Here is an 18,246-nt window from a genome sequence, read left to right as displayed (position 1 = left end):
CCGTAGCGAGGACATTGGCAAGCGATTGACAGAATGCAGTCCCGAGCGATCGAAGGGTCCGACAGGGTGTGGCGACATCGTTGGTGCTCCCGATTCTGCTGCGACAAGCTCCCATCCGGCCTCCGATGGCCAGATGGTGAGTGCTATTGTAGCCGTGACCGGTCACGATGGCTCAATCCGCATGTCGCCCGGCCATCCAGACCTGCAGGCCGATCCCTGATGAAACCCAAGGGTTGGCAATCGGATTCCAAAGGTGGCTCACGATGGCAACTCCGACCGACGCCCCCAAGGGCGCTCTCCCCGGCACGTGGAAGGCCCGGATGATCGGACCTGATCGCCATCGGGACTCGGCGCCACGCCTTCGGCGGTCGTTCCGGTGCGATGCCGGGCATGGCGCCGTCGTGTCGGCGGAGATCCTCGCGACGGCACTGGGGGTGTGCGACGTCACCCTCAACGGTCGGCCGGTTACGGCAGACGTCCTCACCCCCGGATGGTCCAGCTACGAATGGCGACTGCGCTATGCGAAGTGGGACGTGACCGCCCTCGTCGAACCAGAGTCCGTCATCGCTGTCACGCTCGGTGCGGGTTGGTACTCCGGTCGCCTCGGGTTCGCCGAAGAACGCGCTCTGTACGGGACGTCGCGCGCCGCGCTCCTCGAGCTCCGGATCCACTTCGAGGACGGCCACGTTCAGACGGTCGCGACCGACGAGTCATGGGAGTCCGGCCCGAGTGAGATCCTCTCGGACGATCTCTACGACGGCGAAACGATAGACGCACGACAGCGGGACGACCGATGGTCGCGTCCCGGGCCGGCTCCGGAGGGGTGGTCGGGCGTGGTGACCGTCGACTTCGACGACGTCCGACTCACGCCGTACATCGGTCCGCCGATCAGGCGGCAGGAGGAGCTGGCGCCGCAACGTGTGTGGCGGTCTCCGGCGGGCGCGACTCTGATCGACTTCGGGCAGAACGTCGTCGGGTGGACCCGGCTCGAGGTCACGGGTGGCGCGGGTCACGCGGTGACCCTTCGCCACGCCGAAGTGCTCGAGCACGAGGAGATCGGGCTGCGGCCGCTTCGGACCGCGAAGGTCACCGATCGGTACGTGCTCAGCGGGGGACACGACGTCTTCGAGCCGACGCTGACCTTCCATGGGTTCCGCTACGTCGAGGTGGACGGCTGGCCGGGCTCGGACGATGAGTTGGCAACGGCGATCCGCGCGGTGGTCATCGGATCGGATCTCGAACGCATCGGATGGTTCTCCTGCTCCGACCCGCTGCTGAATCAGCTGCACTCCAACATCGTGTGGGGAATGCGGGGCAACTTCGTCGATGTGCCGACCGACTGCCCGCAGCGCGACGAGCGCCTCGGCTGGACGGGTGATCTCTCGGCCTTCGTCGGCACGGCGGTGTATCTGTACGACGTCCAGTCGTTCCTGCACGACTGGCTGCGGGATCTCGCCGTCGAGCAGGAGCACGCCGGGGGAACGATCCCGCTCATCGTGCCGGACAGCTTCAAACTCGAGCAGCGTCAAGGGATGTCGTGGCGGCTCGCGCGCGCGCAGCATCCCGTGGTCGCGTTGTGGCACGACGCGGCCTGCTGGGTGCCTTGGGCGGCGTGGGAGGCATATGGCGACCTCGAGGTGCTGCGGGACGAGTACCCCTCCATGGCGGCGTATGCGCGAGAGATCGCCCTCGCGGTCTCCGACGATGGGCTTCTCCGTGGGGAGCAGTTCGGCGACTGGCTCGACCCCGACGCGCCTCCAGGCAAGCCGGGAAACGGCAAGACGGATCCGGTCGTCGTCGCGACGGCGTGTGTCTATCGGTCCGCCATGATGGCTCGAGGCGCTGCGGACGCCCTGGGCAGGAGCGAAGACGCTGCGGAGTTCGGCCGCACGGCCGAGAGGCTGCGTCGTGCATTCAACACCGCCTTCGTATCCGACGGTCGTGTGCACAGCGACTCGCCGACCGCCTACGCCCTTGCGATCGCGTTCGACCTGCTCGACGAATCGGAGCAGGAAGCCGCAGGGGATCGGCTCGCGCACCTCGTGCGCGAGGCCGGCCATCTCGTCTCGACGGGGTTCGCCGGTACGCCGTTCATTCTTCCCGCGCTCTCGAAGACCGGGCATCTCGAGACGGCGTATCGCCTCCTGATGCAGACCGAGTGCCCGTCCTGGCTGTACCCGGTGACGATGGGAGCCACGACGGTGTGGGAGCGATGGGATTCGATGCTGCCGGACGGGTCGATCAATCCGGGCGAGATGACGAGCTTCAACCACTACGCCTTCGGCGCCGTCGGGGAGTGGATGCACCGCGTCGTGGCGGGGATCGCCCCCGCCGAACCGGGCTACCGGACCATCAGCATTGCTCCCCGCCCGGGCGGCGGGCTGACGTGGGCGAGGGCTGACCTCGATACGCCCCACGGGCGTGCCTCGGTCCGGTGGTCGATCGAGCACGGCTCCATGAGACTCGAGGCGGTGGTCCCGGAGGGGAGCGCGGCGGTGGTGGACTTGCCCGGCGTGCCTGACGTCAAGGTGGGGCCTGGTCGGCACGAGTTCGACGTCCCTCTCCGCACCGCCTGAATGAGTCGATGGGGGGGGTGAAGGGCGCCGTGGCTATTCGGGCGGCCTGAACGCCGGCAATCCTGACAGAAGAGCGAAGGACACCAGTTGCGCGCGGTCCCGTGCGCCGACCTTCAGCATGGCTCGGCTGGCATGTGTCTTGACCGTGTAGGGAGAGACGAACATCTCCGCCGCGATCTCGTCGTTGCTCCGTCCCCGCGCGATCGCGGCGACGACATCGCGTTCCCGGGCCGTCAGCGCGTCGAACCGTGCAGCGAGTTCGACGACGACGGCCGGGCTGCGCTGATCGTTGACGTGCTCGATGAGGGCGCGTGCGGCTGCAGGAGAGAGCGCCCCGCCGCCTGCGACCACGTCTCGGACGGCGCCGAGCAGCTCGGCCGGAGTCACCCCCTTGCTGAGGAAGCCGTTGGCGCCGGCGCGCAGGGCCGCCAGCACGTTCTCGTCCTGGTCGAAGGTTGTGAGGATGACGATCCGGACGCTCTCACCGACCGTCGACTCCCGGATTCGGCTGGTGGTCTGCACTCCGTCCATCCCGGGCATGCGCAGATCCAAGAGGACGACGTCCACCTGCTCGGTCGACAGCAGGTCCAGTGCCCGGATCCCGTCGGAGACGTCCGCGACGACCTCCATGTCGGACTGAGACTCCAAGATCGTTCGCAGGCCGACCCGGATCATCTCCTGGTCGTCGACGATGAGGATCCGGATCATCGGACGGACCCGCCATCGGTCCTCAGCGTCGCCGTGACGCGGAAGATCTCTTCGTCGGAGTGGATGTCGAGGAGCCCGCCCGCGGCCTCCACCCGTTCACGCATGCCGATCAGACCGAAGCCACGACCACCGACTGCGCGGCGGGAATCTGCGGCGACTCCGTTCTCCACTTCAATGATCAGCTTCTTGCCGGAGAGGTGGATGCCCACGTCAACGGGACCTGATCCGTGCCGATGCGCATTGGTCAGAGCCTCTTGCGTGATTCGGAACGCGGCGACGCTCACGGACGGATCAATCGACATCTCTCCATCGGGCATGGTGAGCCGGACCTCGCCGCCGGATGCTTCGAGGTTCTTGACGAGCTCAGGAATGCGTTCGATCGTCGGCAGCATGAGCGTGCTGCCGCTCGTCTTGTCGCCGCGCCGAAGAACACCGAGGATGCGCTGCGTCTCCTGCAGAACCCGCCGTACCCCGCTCTGCGCATTCGCCAGCGCTGCGCGCTCGGTTGATGCGCCCGGCGGGAGATGCACGTCGATGACTCCGAGGTTCGTGCCGATGACGGCGATCTCGTGGCCGACCACGTCGTGCAAGTCCTGTGCGATGCGTAGGCGCTCCTCGGCCACTCGACGAGTCACCTCCAGATCCCTGGAAGAGATCACATCCTGGGCACGCTGATGGAGCGTCAGCAGGTAGATCTCGTGCGCCCGGATCGCGTACCCGGTCGCGGCGGCGGCGACTGTGGTGCTCAGCGCCACGTACGCCAGAGGGTCGTCGAACCCGGATGCTTCGACGCCCACGGTCGCGAAATAGAGCGCGAGCCCGGCCAGGGTGCCGCCTATGAACACGGCCGGCCCGCGCAGCCCTGCGGAGAAGATGATCGACAGAACGACGATCCACCCAGCTGTGTAGCCGTCGGACAACGTGATCCCGAGAACAGCGCCCAGAACGGCCGGGATGAGTCCCCATACTCCGAACCGGCGGCTCAGAGCGAATCCAGCGATCAGCAATGCCAGTGCGCCATAACCCGCCGGTCCGGCGCCGGTCCAGATCAGGACGACGACCTGCGCAACGCATGCGATTGTTCCCCCGGCGATGGATACTCGGTCGAGCATTCGGCTGCTCAGGTACCACGGGGGAAGCTCGACGCGCTCGGGCTCCGGGATCGACATGACTCCCATTGTCGCGGTCCGGGCCACTCCGATGGGGGTCCGGGGGCACGTCGATCGATCGGCGATGCGGACAGATCAGGCAGACTTCGCGACCCTACTTCAAATGGAGTACATCGGTCGATCTCGCCGGACGACGACAAGCAAGCGTCGCTGCGGAAGTCTTGAGGAACGGCGGTGCGCACCGTGCTGCCGACTGAGAAGGAGTTGAACGGCATGTCTGGACTGCTGCAGGGCAAGGTTGCGATCGTCACCGGATCGGGTCAGGGGATCGGGCGAGACGTCGCTGTGTGCCTCGCCGAGCACGGCGCGAAGGTCATCACGAACAACCGCAAGCCCGGCTCCTCCCTCGACGCGTTCGAGAAGACCGAGATCCCGTTCACCGATGAAGAGCGCGCCGCGCTCGAGAGCGTGAAGGGCGACGCGAAGACGACGGCGGACCGGATCGTGGCCGCAGGCGGAGAGGCCGTGCCGTTCTTCGGCGATGTCGGCGACTTCGCGAGCGCCGGCCGGATGGTCCAGACCGCGATCGACAGCTTCGGGAGGATCGACATCATCGTCAACAACGCGTCGTCGAACTGGGTCGGCAACATCGCCGACATGGACGAGGAGCTGTGGGACATCAGCGTCGTGTCGAAGCTGAAGGGCGCGTTCAACCTGATTCACCACGCCCTCCCGCACATGAAGGCACAGGGCTACGGACGCATCCTGAACTCGTCCTCCGACGCGTTCCTCGGACTGCAGGGGTATGCCGCGTACGGAGCCGCGAACGCGGGCATCGTCGCGCTCACGAAGGCCGCCGCCGGTGACCTCCGCGGCACCGGCATCACCGTGAACGCATACACGCCGCTCGCGAAGACGCGTGCCTGGTATAACGCCGCCGCGACGTACCGGATGCAGGGCGTTCCCGCGGAGATGATCGAGGCGGGTGCCCCGGAAGCGATGAAGCGCACGGCCGAGGGCATGGTCCCGTTCCTGGCCTATCTCGCCTCGGACGACGCCGCCGCCATCTCGGGCAACCTGTTCAAGCTCGCCGCGGACGGTGAGATCGGCCTGTGGTCGCAGCCCGAGGTCGTGCGCCAGATCACGACCGATGCCGACGCCTGGGCCATCGACGTCCTGCGGGAGCGCGTGCCGGGCGAACTCATGGCCGGCCTCTCCAACGACGAGGGCATCCTTCCGGTCCGCTGATCGCCGCGCACCGACAAGACAACACAGACAGGAATCGATCATGGGAAAGCTCGACGGCAAAGTCGTCCTCATCACCGGCTGCTCCAGCGGCCTCGGCAAGCAGCAGGCGATCCGCATGGCCGCAGAGGGTGCCTCGCTGGCCATCTGCGCGCGCAACGCGGAGAAGCTCGCAGAGACCACGCGACTGTGCGAGGAGCAGGGCGCGGAGGTGCTCGCGATGACCGTGGACATCATGGAGTACGACAGCCTGGTCGCCTTCATCGATGCGACGGTCGACCGGTTCGGAACGATCGACGTACTGGTGAACAACGCCCACACGATCACCATCCCAGCGCCGTTCCTCGAGAAGACGATCGACGACCTCGACCTCGAGATGCGCAGCTCCGTCTACGCGTACTGGCACCTGATGAAGCTGTGCTTCCCGCACCTGCGGGACAAGGAGGGCGCGGGCGCCTCGATCATCAACTTCGCCTCCGAGGCGGCCATCGCCGGCGACGAATTCTATGCCCCCTATGCCGCGTCGAAGGAAGCCGTGCGTGGACTCTCGCGGGTGGTCGCCCGTGAGTGGGGCCAGTACAACATCCGCGTCAACACGCTCTGCCCCAACGGCCTGACCGAGAACGCGTCGGGCGGCCTCACCTCGCTCAGCCCCGAAGCGCGCGCACACGTGCAGAAGGCGTTCGTGGCGAACCCATTCCGGCGCGCCGGCAACCCCTATGACGATGTCGCCCCCGTCGTCGTCTTCCTCGCCTCGGACGACAGCCACTGGATCACGGGCCAGAACATCCACGCCGACGGCGGCGCCCTGATCAACGCCTAGGAGAACTCATGCGGATCGCAGACAAGACCTTCGTCGTCACCGGCGGAGGCAACGGAATCGGCCGCGCACTCGCGCTGGAGCTCCTCGCTCGGGGCGCGCGGGTCGCGGCGCTGGACCTCAATGAGGCGGGCCTGGAGGAGACCGCGCGGCGGGCTGATGTGGGGGAGCGGCTTTCGCTGCACCCGGTGAACATCACCGATCGAGCAGCAGTGGCAGCGCTTCCCGACGCCATCGCGGCGCTCCACCCGGCCATCGACGGACTGGTCAACGTCGCCGGCATCATCCAGCCGTTCGTGACGATCGACGAGCTCGGGTTCGATGTGATCGAGCGGGTGATGAACGTCAATTTCTGGGGCGTCGTCAACACCACGAAGACGTTCCTCCCCGTGATCCGGCAACGGCCCGAGGGCGCGATCGTCAACATCTCCAGCATGGGTGCGCTGACTCCGGTGCCCGGGCAGGCCGCCTACGGTGCGTCGAAAGCCGCGGTGAAGCTGTTCACCGAAGCGCTGTTCGCCGAATTGCAGGGCACGAACGTCACCGCCACCGTGGTGTTCCCGGGCGCGATCGCGACGGACATCACCGCCAACTCCGGCGTCACGATGCCGACGATGGGCAGCGCGGGACGCACGGCACCCGAGCCGACACGTCCCGAGGAGGCGGCGCGCCAGATCGTCGCCGCGATCGAGAAGGGCAGCTACCGCGTGACGATCGGCAAGGACGTCACCATGCTCGACCGCCTCTCGCGACTGGCGCCGCGTCGCGCCACGCTGATCCTCGCCGGCCAGATGAAGGAGCTGCTCACCTCTGTGAGCTGAGCGGCCGCGCCCTCGGCATCCGGCCGCGCTGTCGGGCCCATAGGCGTTGCATATGGGCCCGACAGTCGATTCGTCTTGGCGCGGGCTGCGCCCGGTGCGGTTGCATGAGTGCGAAGCAAGCCCTGGTCACCGCTGACGCAGGACTCGACAAGGCGTCACCGGCTCCTGTCGATCCGCGCCCGAGCACGGACGCGGTGACACAGGAGCAGGAGGGATGTTCCGGACGTGAGTGAGACAGTCGCAACCCGAGGCCGCGAAGCAGTGGCCCAGCGCATGGCCTCCGCGGCGACGGAATGGCTGGCGTCGCTCGACGCCGGGCAGCGCGCGCTCGCCGTCGCCGATGGCCCCGGTGCAGCGTCACCCTCGGAGGACGATCGCCTCACATGGTTCTTCACGCCCACCGATCACGGGGGAGTGACGCTGCATGAACAGTCTCCGCAGCAGCAGTCCCTCGCCATGCAGCTCGTGTCGTCGGGTCTCTCCATGGAGGGCTATGTCACCGCCTGCGTGATCATGGGCACCGAGAACATCCTCGATCGTCTCGAGTCGTGGCGGATCGACTGGGGCATGGAACGGGGACGCGATCCGCAGCGCTATTACCTGCGCGTGTTCGGCACGCCGGGCAGCGGAACATGGGCCTGGCGCTTCGGAGGGCACCACATCTCCATGAACAACCTCGTGGTCGACGGTCGCCTCGTCTCGGCGACGCCGAGCTTCTTCGGCAGCGACCCGGCCGAGGCCGGGTTCGTCGGCGGCGGTCACGTGCGGCCGCTCGGAGCGGGAGAGGACCATGCCCGTGCCCTGCTCCACGCACTCGGCCCCGGCCAGCGCGATCTGGCGACCCTCCTCGACCGCGCTCCGGCGGACATCGTCGGAGGCAACAGGACGCTGATCGGCGACGACGCTCGGATGCCGCGGATGGATGACGTCTGGCGGGGCAGGTTCCGCGAGCCGCGCCTTGCCGACTACATCTCCTCGATCCACGATCGGGAGGAGGAGCGATCGGGTTTCGACGATGCGGCCTACGCCGTGCTGAGCCTGACGCGCGACCCCAAAGGGATACCGGGCTCCGCGCTGAGCCCCGATCAGCGTGCCCTGCTGCTGCAGACGATCACCGCGTACACGGGCCGCGCTCCCGACGAGATCGCGGCCGAGGAGTCGGCGTTCTACTCCGTCGGCGCGAATCTGGATGCCGTGCACTTCGCCTGGGCGGGAAGCGCCGACCGTGGGCGGCCGCACTATTACCGCATCCAGGGTCCGCGGATACTCATCGAGTACGACAACACACAGCGTCAGGGGAACCATTGCCACGCGGCCTGGCGAGACCCCGTCGCGGACTTCGGACTCGACGTTCTTCACGAGCACCTCGACGTCTTCCATCGGGACGACGAGGTCATCCGCTGGCCGGCGGCCGAGGTCGGCGGACGAGCATGACGAGCGCGGCCGCGCGAGAAGGGTGAAGACGTGGAGCTGGGCATCGACGGCAGGGTCGCAGTGGTGATGGGAGCCGGCGGAGGGCTGGGCGGCGCGATCGCCGAGGCCCTTGCGGCCGAGGGCGTTCGTGTCGCGGCCGCGGGGAGATCTCTCGACAACCTCGAGGTGACGACAGCGCGGATCCGTCGTGACGGGGGGACCGCGATCCCCGTCGCATGGGACCTGGCCGACGTCGCCGCGGTCGATTCCCACGTGAGCCGCATCGAGGACGAGCTCGGCCCTGTCGACATCATCGTCAACAACACCGGCGGGCCGCGACCGGGCCGCGCGCTGGGTGTGAGCTCCGACGAGTGGCGCGGGTGGTTCGATTCCATGATCCTGTCGGTGTTCGCGACAGCCGACCGCGTGGTCCCGGGAATGCAGAGCCGCGGATGGGGGCGTGTGGTCACGTGCACCAGTTCCGGCGTGATCGCGCCGATTCCGAACCTCGCCGTGTCCAACTCGCTGCGCTCCGCGCTGGTCGGGTGGTCGAAGACGCTCGCGCGGGAGGTGGCCGCGTCGGGCGTCACGTGCAACGTGCTCGTGCCCGGCCGGATCGCCACCGCGCGCACCCGCGCGATCGACGGAGCGCGGGCCACGCGGGAGGGCATGCCGATCGGCGACGTCGAGCGCGAGAGCGCGGCGACGATCCCCGTGGGGAGATACGGCCGGCCCGACGAGTTCGGTGCCGCCGCGGCGTTCCTGGCCAGCGAGCGTGCCTCGTTCATCACCGGCTCGGTACTCCGGGTCGACGGCGGAATGATCGGGAGCATCTGACATGGCGATCGACGCGGACTCGCGGGGTGTCTTCGCCATCGCTCCGACACCGTTCCACCCGGATGGAGCGGTCGACTCCGCCTCGCTGCGCCGGCTCATCGACTTCTACGCCTCGGCGGGCGTCACCGGCCTGACCGTGCTCGGCCAGATGGGGGAAGCCCCCAAACTCGCAGCGGAGGAATCGCTTGCGATCGTCCGCACGGTGCTGGAGCGTACGGCCCTTCCGGTGGTGGTCGGGGTGACCGCTCCCGGGTTCGGCACGATGCGCACGCTGGCGCACGAGGTGATGACCATGGGCGCGGCCGGGGTCATGGTCGCACCGCCCAACACCCTGCGCACCGATGACCAGATCATCGCGTACTACACCCAGGCTGCGGAGGCGCTCGGGCCGGACGTGCCGATCTGCCTGCAGGACTATCCGCTGTCGTTCTCGGTGCAGATCTCTCCCCGTGTCATCTCCCAGATCGTCGAGACGGTCCCGTCGATCGTGATGCTGAAGCATGAGGACTGGCCCGGTCTGGAGAAGATCACAGCCATCCGGGAACGCGAGGCGGCGGGGCAGCGGCGTCTCTCGATCCTGTGCGGGAACGGCGGCCTGTTCCTGGACTTCGAACTGGAACGGGGCGCGGACGGCGCCATGACCGGCTACTGCTTCCCCGAGCTGCTCGTCGACATGGTGCGCCTGACCTCTTCGGGCAGACGGGACGAGGCGCACGACCTGTTCGACGCGCACCTGCCGCTGATCAGGTACGAGCAGCAGCCCGGTACCGGGCTGGCCGTGCGCAAGTACGTCATGCAGCGTCGCGGCATTCTCGACTCCGCGGCGCAGCGACGGCCCGGACGTGAGCTGTCGAAGTGGGAACGCGACGAGGTCGACTTCCTTCTCGGGCGCCTCGCCAGGCGCGATACGCGTGCCCGCGTGCCGAACCCGTAGCCACGCGATTCCGGTCGGCGGGGGAGCGCGCTACAGCGTGAGCGAACCGAGCGGCAGCTCGGCGGGTGCCGCGATCGGCAGGTCCACCGATGTCAGCGTCTCGATGAAGCCGCGGGCGGAAGCGGACGCCGCGCCCCTGGTGTATGCCACCAGCTCCCGGTACAGGCGCGGCTGGGGGGAGCGCACGTTCCCGCTCCAGCCGAGGGGAACGGCGTTGGCCGGAACGATCGTCAGCCCCACACCTTCGACGGCCAGCCCCAGGGCCGCTGCCACCTGGCCCACACGCACGACCACACGGGGAGTGATGCCGAGCGACCATGTCGCCCAGTCGACGACATCGCCCATTCCCTGCTCGCCTTCGAAGTGGATCCAGTCAGCCGCCTCGAGCGTGCGCCCATCGACGGCGTCGCGGTCGAAGGGACCCTTGCCGACGACGACGAGCTCCTCGAATCCCAGTGAGACGACGTCGCCGTCCCAGTCCGCGGGTCGTGGGCCCACGGCCACATCGCCGCGGCCCGCGCGCATGGCCGCTTCCAGATCGCGCCGGTGTGTGAAGTCGTGCAGACTCAGCACGGTTGAAGGCGACTGTTCGCGCCAGCGCGCGAGGCCCGACGGAAGGACGTTCGCAGCGACCGAGCCGACCGTGAGCACCTTGATCTCGCCGGCCACACCGTCGATGACGCGCGAGACTTCTCGCCGCCCCGCCTCGGCGGCTTCTACGGCGGCGCGAGCGTGCGGCAGGAACGCACGGCCCGCAGGCGTGAGCGAGACGCCGTGGTGGCTTCGCTCGAGCAGCGCAGTGCCGAGCTCGCGCTCGAGTTCACGGATCTGCTGGGACAGAGACGGCTGGGCGACGAACAGTGCCTGCGCCGCACCGGTGAACGATCCCTGGTCGCAGATCGCCGCGAAGTACTCGAGCTGACGCAACCTCATCGGCACAGCCTAGGCGACCGGGGCGGAAAGCCGATCGAGAGGGCCTACGTGCTGGTCCTGAGGGCGTGACGACGAGCCCATAGACGATGACTATGACCGGCGCGCGATCTGCATCTTGGACGCCGCCATCGTGCTCGTGGTTCTGTGAACGGGTTCGCAAGGATGCGCAGACGGAGGATGCCTTGGCTTCGACGACGATGACGGCAGCGGTGCTGGGAGACCCCGGTGAGATCGAGGTGCGCACGGTTCCGAGGCCGGTGCCGGGTCCCGACGAAGTCCTCGTCGAGGTGCGGCGGGCGTCCCTCTGCGGCACCGATGTGAAGATCCGCAGCCATGCCTTCTTCGACGGCGGGCGACCTCCGAGCGCCGACTTCATCCCCGGGCACGAGTACGCCGGGGTCGTCGCCGAGGTCGGGAGCTCCGTCGACGAGTTCGCGCCCGGAGATCGAGTGGTCACCGAAGCGCATCGGGGCTGCATGCGTTGCGCGAACTGCCTGCGCGGCGCGTACACCGACTGCCTCAACTACGGCGACCGGTCCAAGGGTCATCGGGCCCAGGGGATGACGGTGAACGGGGGATTCGCTCAGTACGCCCTCAACCACGTCTCCACGCTGACCCGGCTGCCCGACGCGGTGAGCTTCGACGAGGCGGTGCTGCTCACGACGGCCGGCACGGTGATGCACGCCTTCGACGTCGTGCCGCGCATGCTCGTCGGCGCGACCGTGGCGGTGATCGGGCCCGGCCCGATCGGACTGATCGCCGTGAAGATCGCCCGGGAGCTCGGGGCGGCGAAGGTCGTGCTCGTCGGAACCCGGGCGGAGCGTCTGCTGATCGGGACAGATTTGGGCGCCGACATGGTGGTCGACGGTCGCCTTCCGGATGCGGTGGAGCGGGTGCGCGCGGCCTTCGGCGGCGTCGGTGCCGACATCGTCCTCGAATGCTCCGGAGCCGCGGCGGCGGTGGACCCGGCGCTGCTCATGTGCAAGCGCGGCGGCGACGTCGTCCTGGTCGGCTTCTTCGGCGCGCCGGTCACGGCCGATCTGAACCGCGCGGTCACCTCGGGGATCACACTGCGCACGGTCCGTGGGGAAGGGAGTGGGTCGGTGGCTCGGGCCGTCGCCCTCGCAACGCGCGGTCGTCTGCCGCTCGGCGGACTGATCACCCATCGCTTCCCGCTGGAGCGGATCGATGAGGCCTTCGCGACGTACATCGAACGACGCGGCGGAGCGATCAAGGTGATGCTCGACCTGCCGGAGCCCTCGTCGGCGGATGAGCGCCCCGCGTGACCGGGGCCGACGTCACCATGCTCAGCCTCCTCCTCCCGCTCGCGCTCGGACTCCTCATGTTCGGCCTGGGGCTGTCGCTCACGCCCGCCGACTTCGCGCGCGCCGCGAGGCAGCCGCGCGAAGTGCTGATCGCGCTCGGGTGCCAGTTGGTCCTGCTCCCCGCCCTCTGCTTCGCGCTGGTGCTCGCGACCGGCCTGCAGAACGCCGGCGAGGCCGGTCCCTATCTCGCCGCGGGGATGATGCTCATCGCCGCCTGCCCGGGGGGCGCGTCCGCGTCGTTGTTCAGCCACCTGTTCCGCGGAGACGTGGCGTTCAACGTCACCGTGCTCGCGATCAACTCCGTGATCTCGGTGTTCACCTTCCCCCTCATCGCGAATCTCTCGTTCGCGTACTTCCTGGCCGACGACACCTCCATCGGCCTGCAGCCGCTGGACACGCTGCAGGTCTTCGTGATCGCGCTGGTGCCGATCGCCTTCGGCATGCTGGTCCGCTCCCGCGCGCCGCAGTTCTCCGCACGGCTGGACCGTCCGATGCGCGTCGCCTCGATCGTCATTCTCCTGGTCGTCTTCGTCGGAGCGCTCATCGTCCAGAGCCGCGACATCCTTCCCTATCTCGGCAGCATCGCGATCATCGCGATCGTGTTCTGCATCGTCAACCTCTCCGTGGGCTATTTCGTGCCGCGACTCCTCCGCGTGAGTCGTGCGCGATCCATCGCCATCACGATGGAGCTCGGGATCCACACCGAGACGCTCGCGATCACCGTCGCCATCTCGGTGCTGAACGAGCCGCTCCTGGCCGTGCCCGCCGCTGCGTACACCGTGCTGAAGTTCTTCGTCATCCCGATCTTCGGCTGGGCGATCACCCGGAAGCGCGACGACCTCGCGGTCCCCGCCGCCGCCGTGGCCGCGTCCGGTCAGGATGCGCTTCCGAGCTCGGATTCAGAGCGATAGGGGCCACGGGAGCGGGCCCGGTACCAAGGTCAAACGACGTTCCGGCTGGGGGCGAATGCTCCGAACGGTCCGTCCACCCGCACGCGGTCGCCGACGGCGAGCCCGTCCTGCACGCGCGAGGTCCAATCGCCCAGAGCGCGGATCACGAAGGAGAGCTCGCGGCCTCCGGCCGCGCTGCTGAGCGTGAAGGGGTGCGTCTCGCGCGTTCCGCCAGGGCTGGCCGTGAGGAACGCGAACTGGCCGGCCGTCGGGGGCAGGATGGTCCGGGGTCCCGCGGGGGAGAGGGAGATCTCCACCTCGCGCGCCGTCCGTGTGGTCGCGATGACCTCGTACTCGGCGCCGCCGCGCGCCTTGTCGACGAGTCTGACCGCCATGCTCAGGGTTCCGACGACGGCGAAGATCCCTGCCGAGATCGCGAACGCCGGTGTCGCCCCCAATCCCTTCGAGGCGAGAAGCGCATGCACGGTCAGCAGCGAGAACACCACCATGGTGACGATGTGCACCGGCTGCCAGCGGTGGTACGGGATCTTGACCACGAGCGCCGCGGTCATTCGTGTGACCAACGTGATGCGTGGGTTGGGGGCCAGGCAACGCTACCCGCGGGCGTCTGAGAGCGCGCTGGTCACCGATCGAAGCGGAGCCCGATCAACTCGAGATCCCGGGGGTCGCGGGCCTGGACGGTGATCTCATGGCGGCCCGGCGCGAGGTCGATCGGAGTCGGGGCCGCGCCCGCGTCGACCTCGGTGAGCGGCGTCCCGTCTGCGAGGACGAGCATCCGGCCCGTACCGCGCAGGTCGACGTGGACGGTGCGCATGGCGACCTCGCTCTCGACGTAGCGGAAGATCGCCGTGTCGCCGTCGGCGAACCCGACGACGGCTTCGCCCTCCGCGACGGGGGCGATCCGGGCGGTTCCCGTGACCGAGCACGCCGACGAGCCGGGGATCGTCTCGCCGGGTCCATAGGGGGCGCCGGCGCCCTGCGAGGTCATCGGGACCTCCGGGATGCTCCCATCGGGGAGGAACCGGATGGGCTCGATGCACACGCGTCGCATGCTCGAGGACCCGCGCGAGGAGCGGTGGTAGAAGACGTACCACTGGCCGTCGACGCACTCGATCGAGCCGTGGTTGTTCCAGCTCTCCGGATCGCAGTCGGCGTTGTCGATGATGACGCCGCGGTACTCGAACGGGCCGAGCGGGCTCGTGCTGGTGGCGTAGCCGAGACAGGTGGGTTTGCCGCGGGAGGTGTCGGCGAACACGAGGTAGTAGACGCCGTCGCGCTTGCGCATCGAGCAGCCCTCGTGGAAGTGGTGTTCGGCTTCGGTGATCAGACCGTTGACGATCGAGGACTCATCGATCGACATCATGTCGCGGTTCAGGCGCGCAACGTTCGCCGAGAACTGCCCCCAGTACAGATAGGCCTGGCCGTCGTCATCGACGAATACCGCCGGGTCGATCTGCGAGATCGGCAGGCGTGTGGCATCGCCGAACGGCCCAGCGGGGCCATCGGCGACCGCGACGCCCTCGCTGTCGTCCGACATGCAGAAGTACAGGTAGTACCGGCCATCGCGCTCGATCGCGTCGGGCGCGTAGAGCAGGGGCTCGGTCGGCTGGCGCTGGGCCGTCGCCGCGCGCACACCCGCGGCGAACTCCTCGAACGGAACGTCCATCGCTCCGGGTGGGAGCATCGCGCGCGCGTACTCGGGAAGCTCGTCGTACGACGTCACCCCGTCGAGGAACGACCGGCCGGACGGAGGGACGACACCCGCCCAAGGCACGTCGTCGGTGGTGAACGACGTGGGATGCATCGTCCACTCGCGCAGATCGGCGGTCGAGGCCACGCGGTACCGACCGCTGCAGTAGCGGTCCTCGCGCTCGTCGAGGCTGCCGTACAGGTACAGCCGTCCGTCCGGCATGGCACGCGCCTCGGCGTCCGGGATGTGGACGTCCAGCGGGAGAACGGGATTGCGCCCGTGAGCCGAGCTGACGTGCGGTGCGAGGTCGACCATTCTTCGTTCTCCGGTCAGACGAGGGCGCCGGGCAGCGAGCGGGCCCGGGCGTCCTGTAGGGCACGGTACACGTCCGCCTCGACGGTCGGGCCCGATCCGGGGATCTGGCTCAGCATGAATCGCAGCGACATCTGTCCCTCCGGCGTCCCCGCGGGCGGCGGCTCGGGCATGTAGTCCTTCAGGAACGGGTGGTGCTGCAGGATCGCGTCGAATGCCGCGTCCCAGGCGTCGGGGAACGCGACGATCTCGCTGATGGGGGTATCCAGGTCGAACTCCGGCATCTCGGCGACGGTGAGCTCGTAGGTCCACGTGTGGCTGCCGGCCGTCACCTCCTGGGTGAGCGCATCGGGGTGCAGCGGCGGCGAGACCAGGGCGGTGACGCCGTCGGGGATGGTCGCCGTGAGGGTCGCGGCGGTCCCGTCGATGCGCCACGCCGCCTCGATGCGCCCGAAGCGCGTGTCGTGCGAGACGGATGCCGAGGTGAGCCCGCCGCCCGGGAGGGGAGCGATCTCGACGCGCCGGTAGCCGGGCTCCAGAGCCGTGAGCCCGCCGATGCGGCGGCGCATCCAGTCGGCGACCGCGCCGAGGGCGTAATGGTTGAGCGATGTCATGGCGGACGGGTGAAGGGTGCCGTCGGGGCGCACCGCGTCCCAGCGCTCCCAGATCGTGGTGGCGCCCATCGTGACCGGATACAGGAACGACGGGCTCTCCTGCTGCATGAGGAGCCGGTAGGCGACGTCGGCGTGCCCCGTCTCGACGAGGGCGTCGAGGACATGGGGGGTGCCGGCGAAGCCGGTCGAGATGCGGAATCCGCTCTCGGCGATCTTGGCGGCGAGGCGCTCTCCTGCGCGGGCCTTCCGGTCGCCCTCCAGAAGGCCGAAGCGGATGGCCAGGGCGTAGGCGGTGGGGGACTCGTCGACGATGCGGCCCGAGGGCGCGACGTATTCGTGGAGGAAGGCGCCTCGCACCCGCGCGGAGAGCGTGCGATACCGCTCGGCGTCGGCGGCGCGCCCCAGTGCCGAGGCGATGTCGGCGATCTCACGCGAGACGCGCGCGAAGTACGCCGTCGCGACCAGGAACCGGTCGGCCTTCGCCAGGTCGGGCCGCTCGCCGGGCGCGTCGGGATCGAGCCAGTCGCCGAACTGGTACCCGTTGGACCAGAGTCCCTTGTCGTCGAGGAGCTCTTCGACCTGGTCCACGAACGCGACGGCGGACGGGTAGCTCTGGTCGAGCAGGTCGAGGTCGCCGTACTCCTGGTACATCGCCCAGGGCAGGCTGACGACCACGTCGCCCCACAGGGCCGTCGGCGCCTGCGTGCGACCGGTGATCTGCGGAACGTACCACGGGACGTACCCGAGCTCGGTCTGCTCGGCGGCGACGTCCGCGAGCCACGAGGAGAGAACCCCGCGGACGTCGTACAGGAACGCGGCGGTCGGGCCGAAGGCGTTGACGTCGCCCGTCCAGCCCAGTCGCTCATCGCGCTGCGGGCAGTCTGTGGGAAGGCCCACGAAGTTGCCGCGCATGCCCCAGACCGTGTTGGCGTGCAGCTTGTTCAGCAGCTCGTCGGAGGTCTCGAGCCAGCCCGTGCGGGTCATGTCGGTGTGGATGGCGACGGCGTCGACGTCCTCGGGCGCGAGCGCCCCCGGCCAGCCGGTGATCTCCGCGTAGCGGAAGCCGTGGAACGTGAAGCGCGGCTCCCACTGTTCGACGACGGATCCGGCGAGGACGTACCGGTCGACGGCCTGGGCGCTGCGCAGGTTCACGGTCTCGAGCTCGCCGTCGGGGGTCAGCAGCTCACCGTGTCGGAGTGTGAGCTCGGTGCCGGAGGGGCCGTCGACGCGCAGCCGCACCCACCCTGAGATGTTCTGCCCGAAGTCGATGATTCGGGCACCGCTCGCGCTGGTCGTGATCTCGACCGGATGCAGCACCTCGGTCGCGCGAATCGGCTCCGCGGTGCGCGGCTCGAGAGTGGCAAGATCCCACTCGCGCTCCTCGGCCGGAACCCAGGCCGAGTCATCGAAGCCCGGTGCGCACCAGCCCGTGGGCTCGAGTCGCGCGTCGTACGTCTCGCCGTCGTACAGATCGTCCGCGAGCACGGCGCCTGTGGCGACGCGGAACCGGTCCGAGCTGTCGATCGTGCGCTGCGAGCCGTCGGCGAACTCGAGTCGGAGTTCGATCCAGGCGGCGGGTCGATCGGTGTAGTACTGGGCTGCACCGTCCCAGCCGAGCCGGCCCGCAGCCCAGCCGCGGCCGACGATCGCGCCGACGACGTTCTCTCCCGCGTGGATGGCCTCGGTGACGTCGTGGTCGGACACGATCACGCGGTGACGGTACGAGGTCCACCCCGGTGCGAGCAGCTCGTCGCCGACGCGGGCGCCATTGAGCCACGGCTCGACGATGCCCAGCGCCGTGGTGCGCAGCGTGGCGGCGACCGGCTGCTCCTCGAGAGTGAATGCGAATCGCAGATACGGAGCGGCGTCGCCGAGTGCCTCGGGAGCGCCGATGAATCGCGCCGCCGTCGGCAGAAGGGGATCAGGGTGCGTCATCGTCGGGTCTCCATCCGCGCCATCGTGGTTCAAGCACTGCGCGCGGTTCGAAGCCGCGCGGCT

15 protein-coding genes are annotated in these 18,246 nt (G+C 68.7%); 9 read left to right on the top strand and 6 right to left on the bottom strand.

Annotated elements, in window-relative coordinates; translation table 11 throughout:
* The first annotated feature begins 167 nt into the window (after positions 1-167).
* On the top strand, positions 168-2,576 hold the full coding sequence (locus GJR97_RS16070) for a family 78 glycoside hydrolase catalytic domain (RefSeq protein ID WP_229276350.1): 2,409 nt from the start codon (positions 168-170) through the stop codon (positions 2,574-2,576).
* Positions 2,577-2,609: 33 nt separating this feature from the next.
* Here the strand turns inward: GJR97_RS16070 and GJR97_RS16065 are convergent, their stop codons facing one another.
* A complete protein-coding gene (locus GJR97_RS16065) occupies positions 2,610-3,284 on the bottom strand; it encodes a response regulator (protein WP_154347791.1) in 675 nt (224 codons plus the stop codon).
* Positions 3,281-4,453, bottom strand: a complete 1,173-nt coding sequence (locus GJR97_RS16060) for a sensor histidine kinase (RefSeq protein WP_195760744.1) — start codon at positions 4,451-4,453, stop codon at positions 3,281-3,283. The genes GJR97_RS16065 and GJR97_RS16060 overlap by 4 nt, the downstream gene beginning before the upstream one ends.
* A gap of 213 nt (positions 4,454-4,666) precedes the next feature.
* On the opposite strand from GJR97_RS16060, the gene GJR97_RS16055 reads away from it, so the two are divergent.
* The 6 genes from GJR97_RS16055 (at position 4,667) to GJR97_RS16030 (ending at position 10,463) form a co-directional block, all read left to right on the top strand.
* Positions 4,667-5,641 (top strand): SDR family NAD(P)-dependent oxidoreductase, encoded by a 975-nt coding sequence (locus GJR97_RS16055; protein WP_154347789.1) that lies wholly within the window; start codon positions 4,667-4,669, stop codon positions 5,639-5,641.
* 40 nt (positions 5,642-5,681) lie between these two features.
* A complete protein-coding gene (locus GJR97_RS16050) occupies positions 5,682-6,461 on the top strand; it encodes an SDR family NAD(P)-dependent oxidoreductase (protein ID WP_195760743.1) in 780 nt (259 codons plus the stop codon).
* 8 nt (positions 6,462-6,469) lie between these two features.
* A complete protein-coding gene (locus GJR97_RS16045; RefSeq protein ID WP_154347787.1) occupies positions 6,470-7,279 on the top strand; it encodes an SDR family NAD(P)-dependent oxidoreductase in 810 nt (269 codons plus the stop codon).
* A 225-nt stretch (positions 7,280-7,504) separates the two neighbouring features.
* Positions 7,505-8,713 carry a DUF3500 domain-containing protein gene (locus tag GJR97_RS16040; protein ID WP_324613604.1) on the top strand — a complete coding sequence of 403 codons (1,209 nt, stop codon included), beginning with the start codon at positions 7,505-7,507 and terminating at the stop codon, positions 8,711-8,713.
* Between the two features lie 30 nt (positions 8,714-8,743).
* A complete protein-coding gene (locus tag GJR97_RS16035; RefSeq protein ID WP_324613603.1) occupies positions 8,744-9,529 on the top strand; it encodes an SDR family oxidoreductase in 786 nt (261 codons plus the stop codon).
* A 1-nt stretch (position 9,530) separates the two neighbouring features.
* Complete coding sequence (locus GJR97_RS16030) at positions 9,531-10,463, top strand: dihydrodipicolinate synthase family protein (RefSeq protein ID WP_154347785.1); 933 nt, start codon at positions 9,531-9,533, stop codon at positions 10,461-10,463.
* Positions 10,464-10,493: 30 nt separating this feature from the next.
* Here the strand turns inward: GJR97_RS16030 and GJR97_RS16025 are convergent, their stop codons facing one another.
* Positions 10,494-11,396: a LysR family transcriptional regulator gene (locus tag GJR97_RS16025; protein ID WP_154347784.1), complete on the bottom strand. Its 903-nt coding sequence runs from the start codon at positions 11,394-11,396 to the stop codon at positions 10,494-10,496.
* 92 nt (positions 11,397-11,488) lie between these two features.
* On the opposite strand from GJR97_RS16025, the gene GJR97_RS16020 reads away from it, so the two are divergent.
* Together GJR97_RS16020 and GJR97_RS16015 are read left to right on the top strand one after the other, a co-directional pair.
* On the top strand, positions 11,489-12,682 hold the full coding sequence (locus tag GJR97_RS16020; protein ID WP_195760742.1) for a zinc-dependent alcohol dehydrogenase: 1,194 nt from the start codon (positions 11,489-11,491) through the stop codon (positions 12,680-12,682).
* On the top strand, positions 12,679-13,632 hold the full coding sequence (locus GJR97_RS16015) for a bile acid:sodium symporter family protein (protein WP_324613602.1): 954 nt from the start codon (positions 12,679-12,681) through the stop codon (positions 13,630-13,632). Before GJR97_RS16020 ends, GJR97_RS16015 begins: the two co-directional genes overlap by 4 nt.
* Positions 13,633-13,661: 29 nt before the next feature.
* Here the strand turns inward: GJR97_RS16015 and GJR97_RS16010 are convergent, their stop codons facing one another.
* The 3 genes from GJR97_RS16010 to GJR97_RS16000 all read right to left on the bottom strand — a co-directional run bounded on the left by GJR97_RS16010 (position 13,662) and on the right by GJR97_RS16000 (position 18,183).
* A complete protein-coding gene (locus GJR97_RS16010) occupies positions 13,662-14,183 on the bottom strand; it encodes a ferredoxin reductase domain-containing protein (RefSeq protein ID WP_154347782.1) in 522 nt (173 codons plus the stop codon).
* 71 nt (positions 14,184-14,254) lie between these two features.
* Positions 14,255-15,544 carry a family 43 glycosylhydrolase gene (locus GJR97_RS16005; RefSeq protein WP_229276349.1) on the bottom strand — a complete coding sequence of 430 codons (1,290 nt, stop codon included), beginning with the start codon at positions 15,542-15,544 and terminating at the stop codon, positions 14,255-14,257.
* Between the two features lie 107 nt (positions 15,545-15,651).
* Positions 15,652-18,183 (bottom strand): alpha-L-rhamnosidase, encoded by a 2,532-nt coding sequence (locus GJR97_RS16000; RefSeq protein ID WP_154347780.1) that lies wholly within the window; start codon positions 18,181-18,183, stop codon positions 15,652-15,654.
* Positions 18,184-18,246 lie beyond the last annotated feature (63 nt).

The organism is Agromyces kandeliae, from assembly GCF_009674665.1.
Classification (GTDB): domain Bacteria; phylum Actinomycetota; class Actinomycetes; order Actinomycetales; family Microbacteriaceae; genus Agromyces; species Agromyces kandeliae.
The sequence above is the reverse complement of the archived record's forward strand: the minus strand, read 5'-3'. Positions and strand labels throughout refer to the sequence as shown.

Excerpts from the sequence above, each read along its gene's own strand:
- GJR97_RS16045 (WP_154347787.1), top strand. The coding sequence starts at position 6,470 with ATGCGGATCGCAGACAAGACCTTCGTCGTCACCGGCGGAGGCAACGGA.
- GJR97_RS16060 (WP_195760744.1), bottom strand. The coding sequence starts at position 4,453 with ATGTCGATCCCGGAGCCCGAGCGCGTCGAGCTTCCCCCGTGGTACCTG.
- GJR97_RS16050 (WP_195760743.1), top strand. The coding sequence starts at position 5,682 with ATGGGAAAGCTCGACGGCAAAGTCGTCCTCATCACCGGCTGCTCCAGC.
- GJR97_RS16020 (WP_195760742.1), top strand. The coding sequence starts at position 11,489 with ATGACCGGCGCGCGATCTGCATCTTGGACGCCGCCATCGTGCTCGTGG.
- GJR97_RS16065 (WP_154347791.1), bottom strand. The coding sequence starts at position 3,284 with ATGATCCGGATCCTCATCGTCGACGACCAGGAGATGATCCGGGTCGGC.
- GJR97_RS16000 (WP_154347780.1), bottom strand. The coding sequence starts at position 18,183 with ATGACGCACCCTGATCCCCTTCTGCCGACGGCGGCGCGATTCATCGGC.
- GJR97_RS16025 (WP_154347784.1), bottom strand. The coding sequence starts at position 11,396 with ATGAGGTTGCGTCAGCTCGAGTACTTCGCGGCGATCTGCGACCAGGGA.
- GJR97_RS16010 (WP_154347782.1), bottom strand. The coding sequence starts at position 14,183 with ATGACCGCGGCGCTCGTGGTCAAGATCCCGTACCACCGCTGGCAGCCG.
- GJR97_RS16030 (WP_154347785.1), top strand. The coding sequence starts at position 9,531 with ATGGCGATCGACGCGGACTCGCGGGGTGTCTTCGCCATCGCTCCGACA.
- GJR97_RS16055 (WP_154347789.1), top strand. The coding sequence starts at position 4,667 with ATGTCTGGACTGCTGCAGGGCAAGGTTGCGATCGTCACCGGATCGGGT.
- GJR97_RS16005 (WP_229276349.1), bottom strand. The coding sequence starts at position 15,544 with ATGCCGGACGGACGGCTGTACCTGTACGGCAGCCTCGACGAGCGCGAG.
- GJR97_RS16070 (WP_229276350.1), top strand. The coding sequence starts at position 168 with ATGGCTCAATCCGCATGTCGCCCGGCCATCCAGACCTGCAGGCCGATC.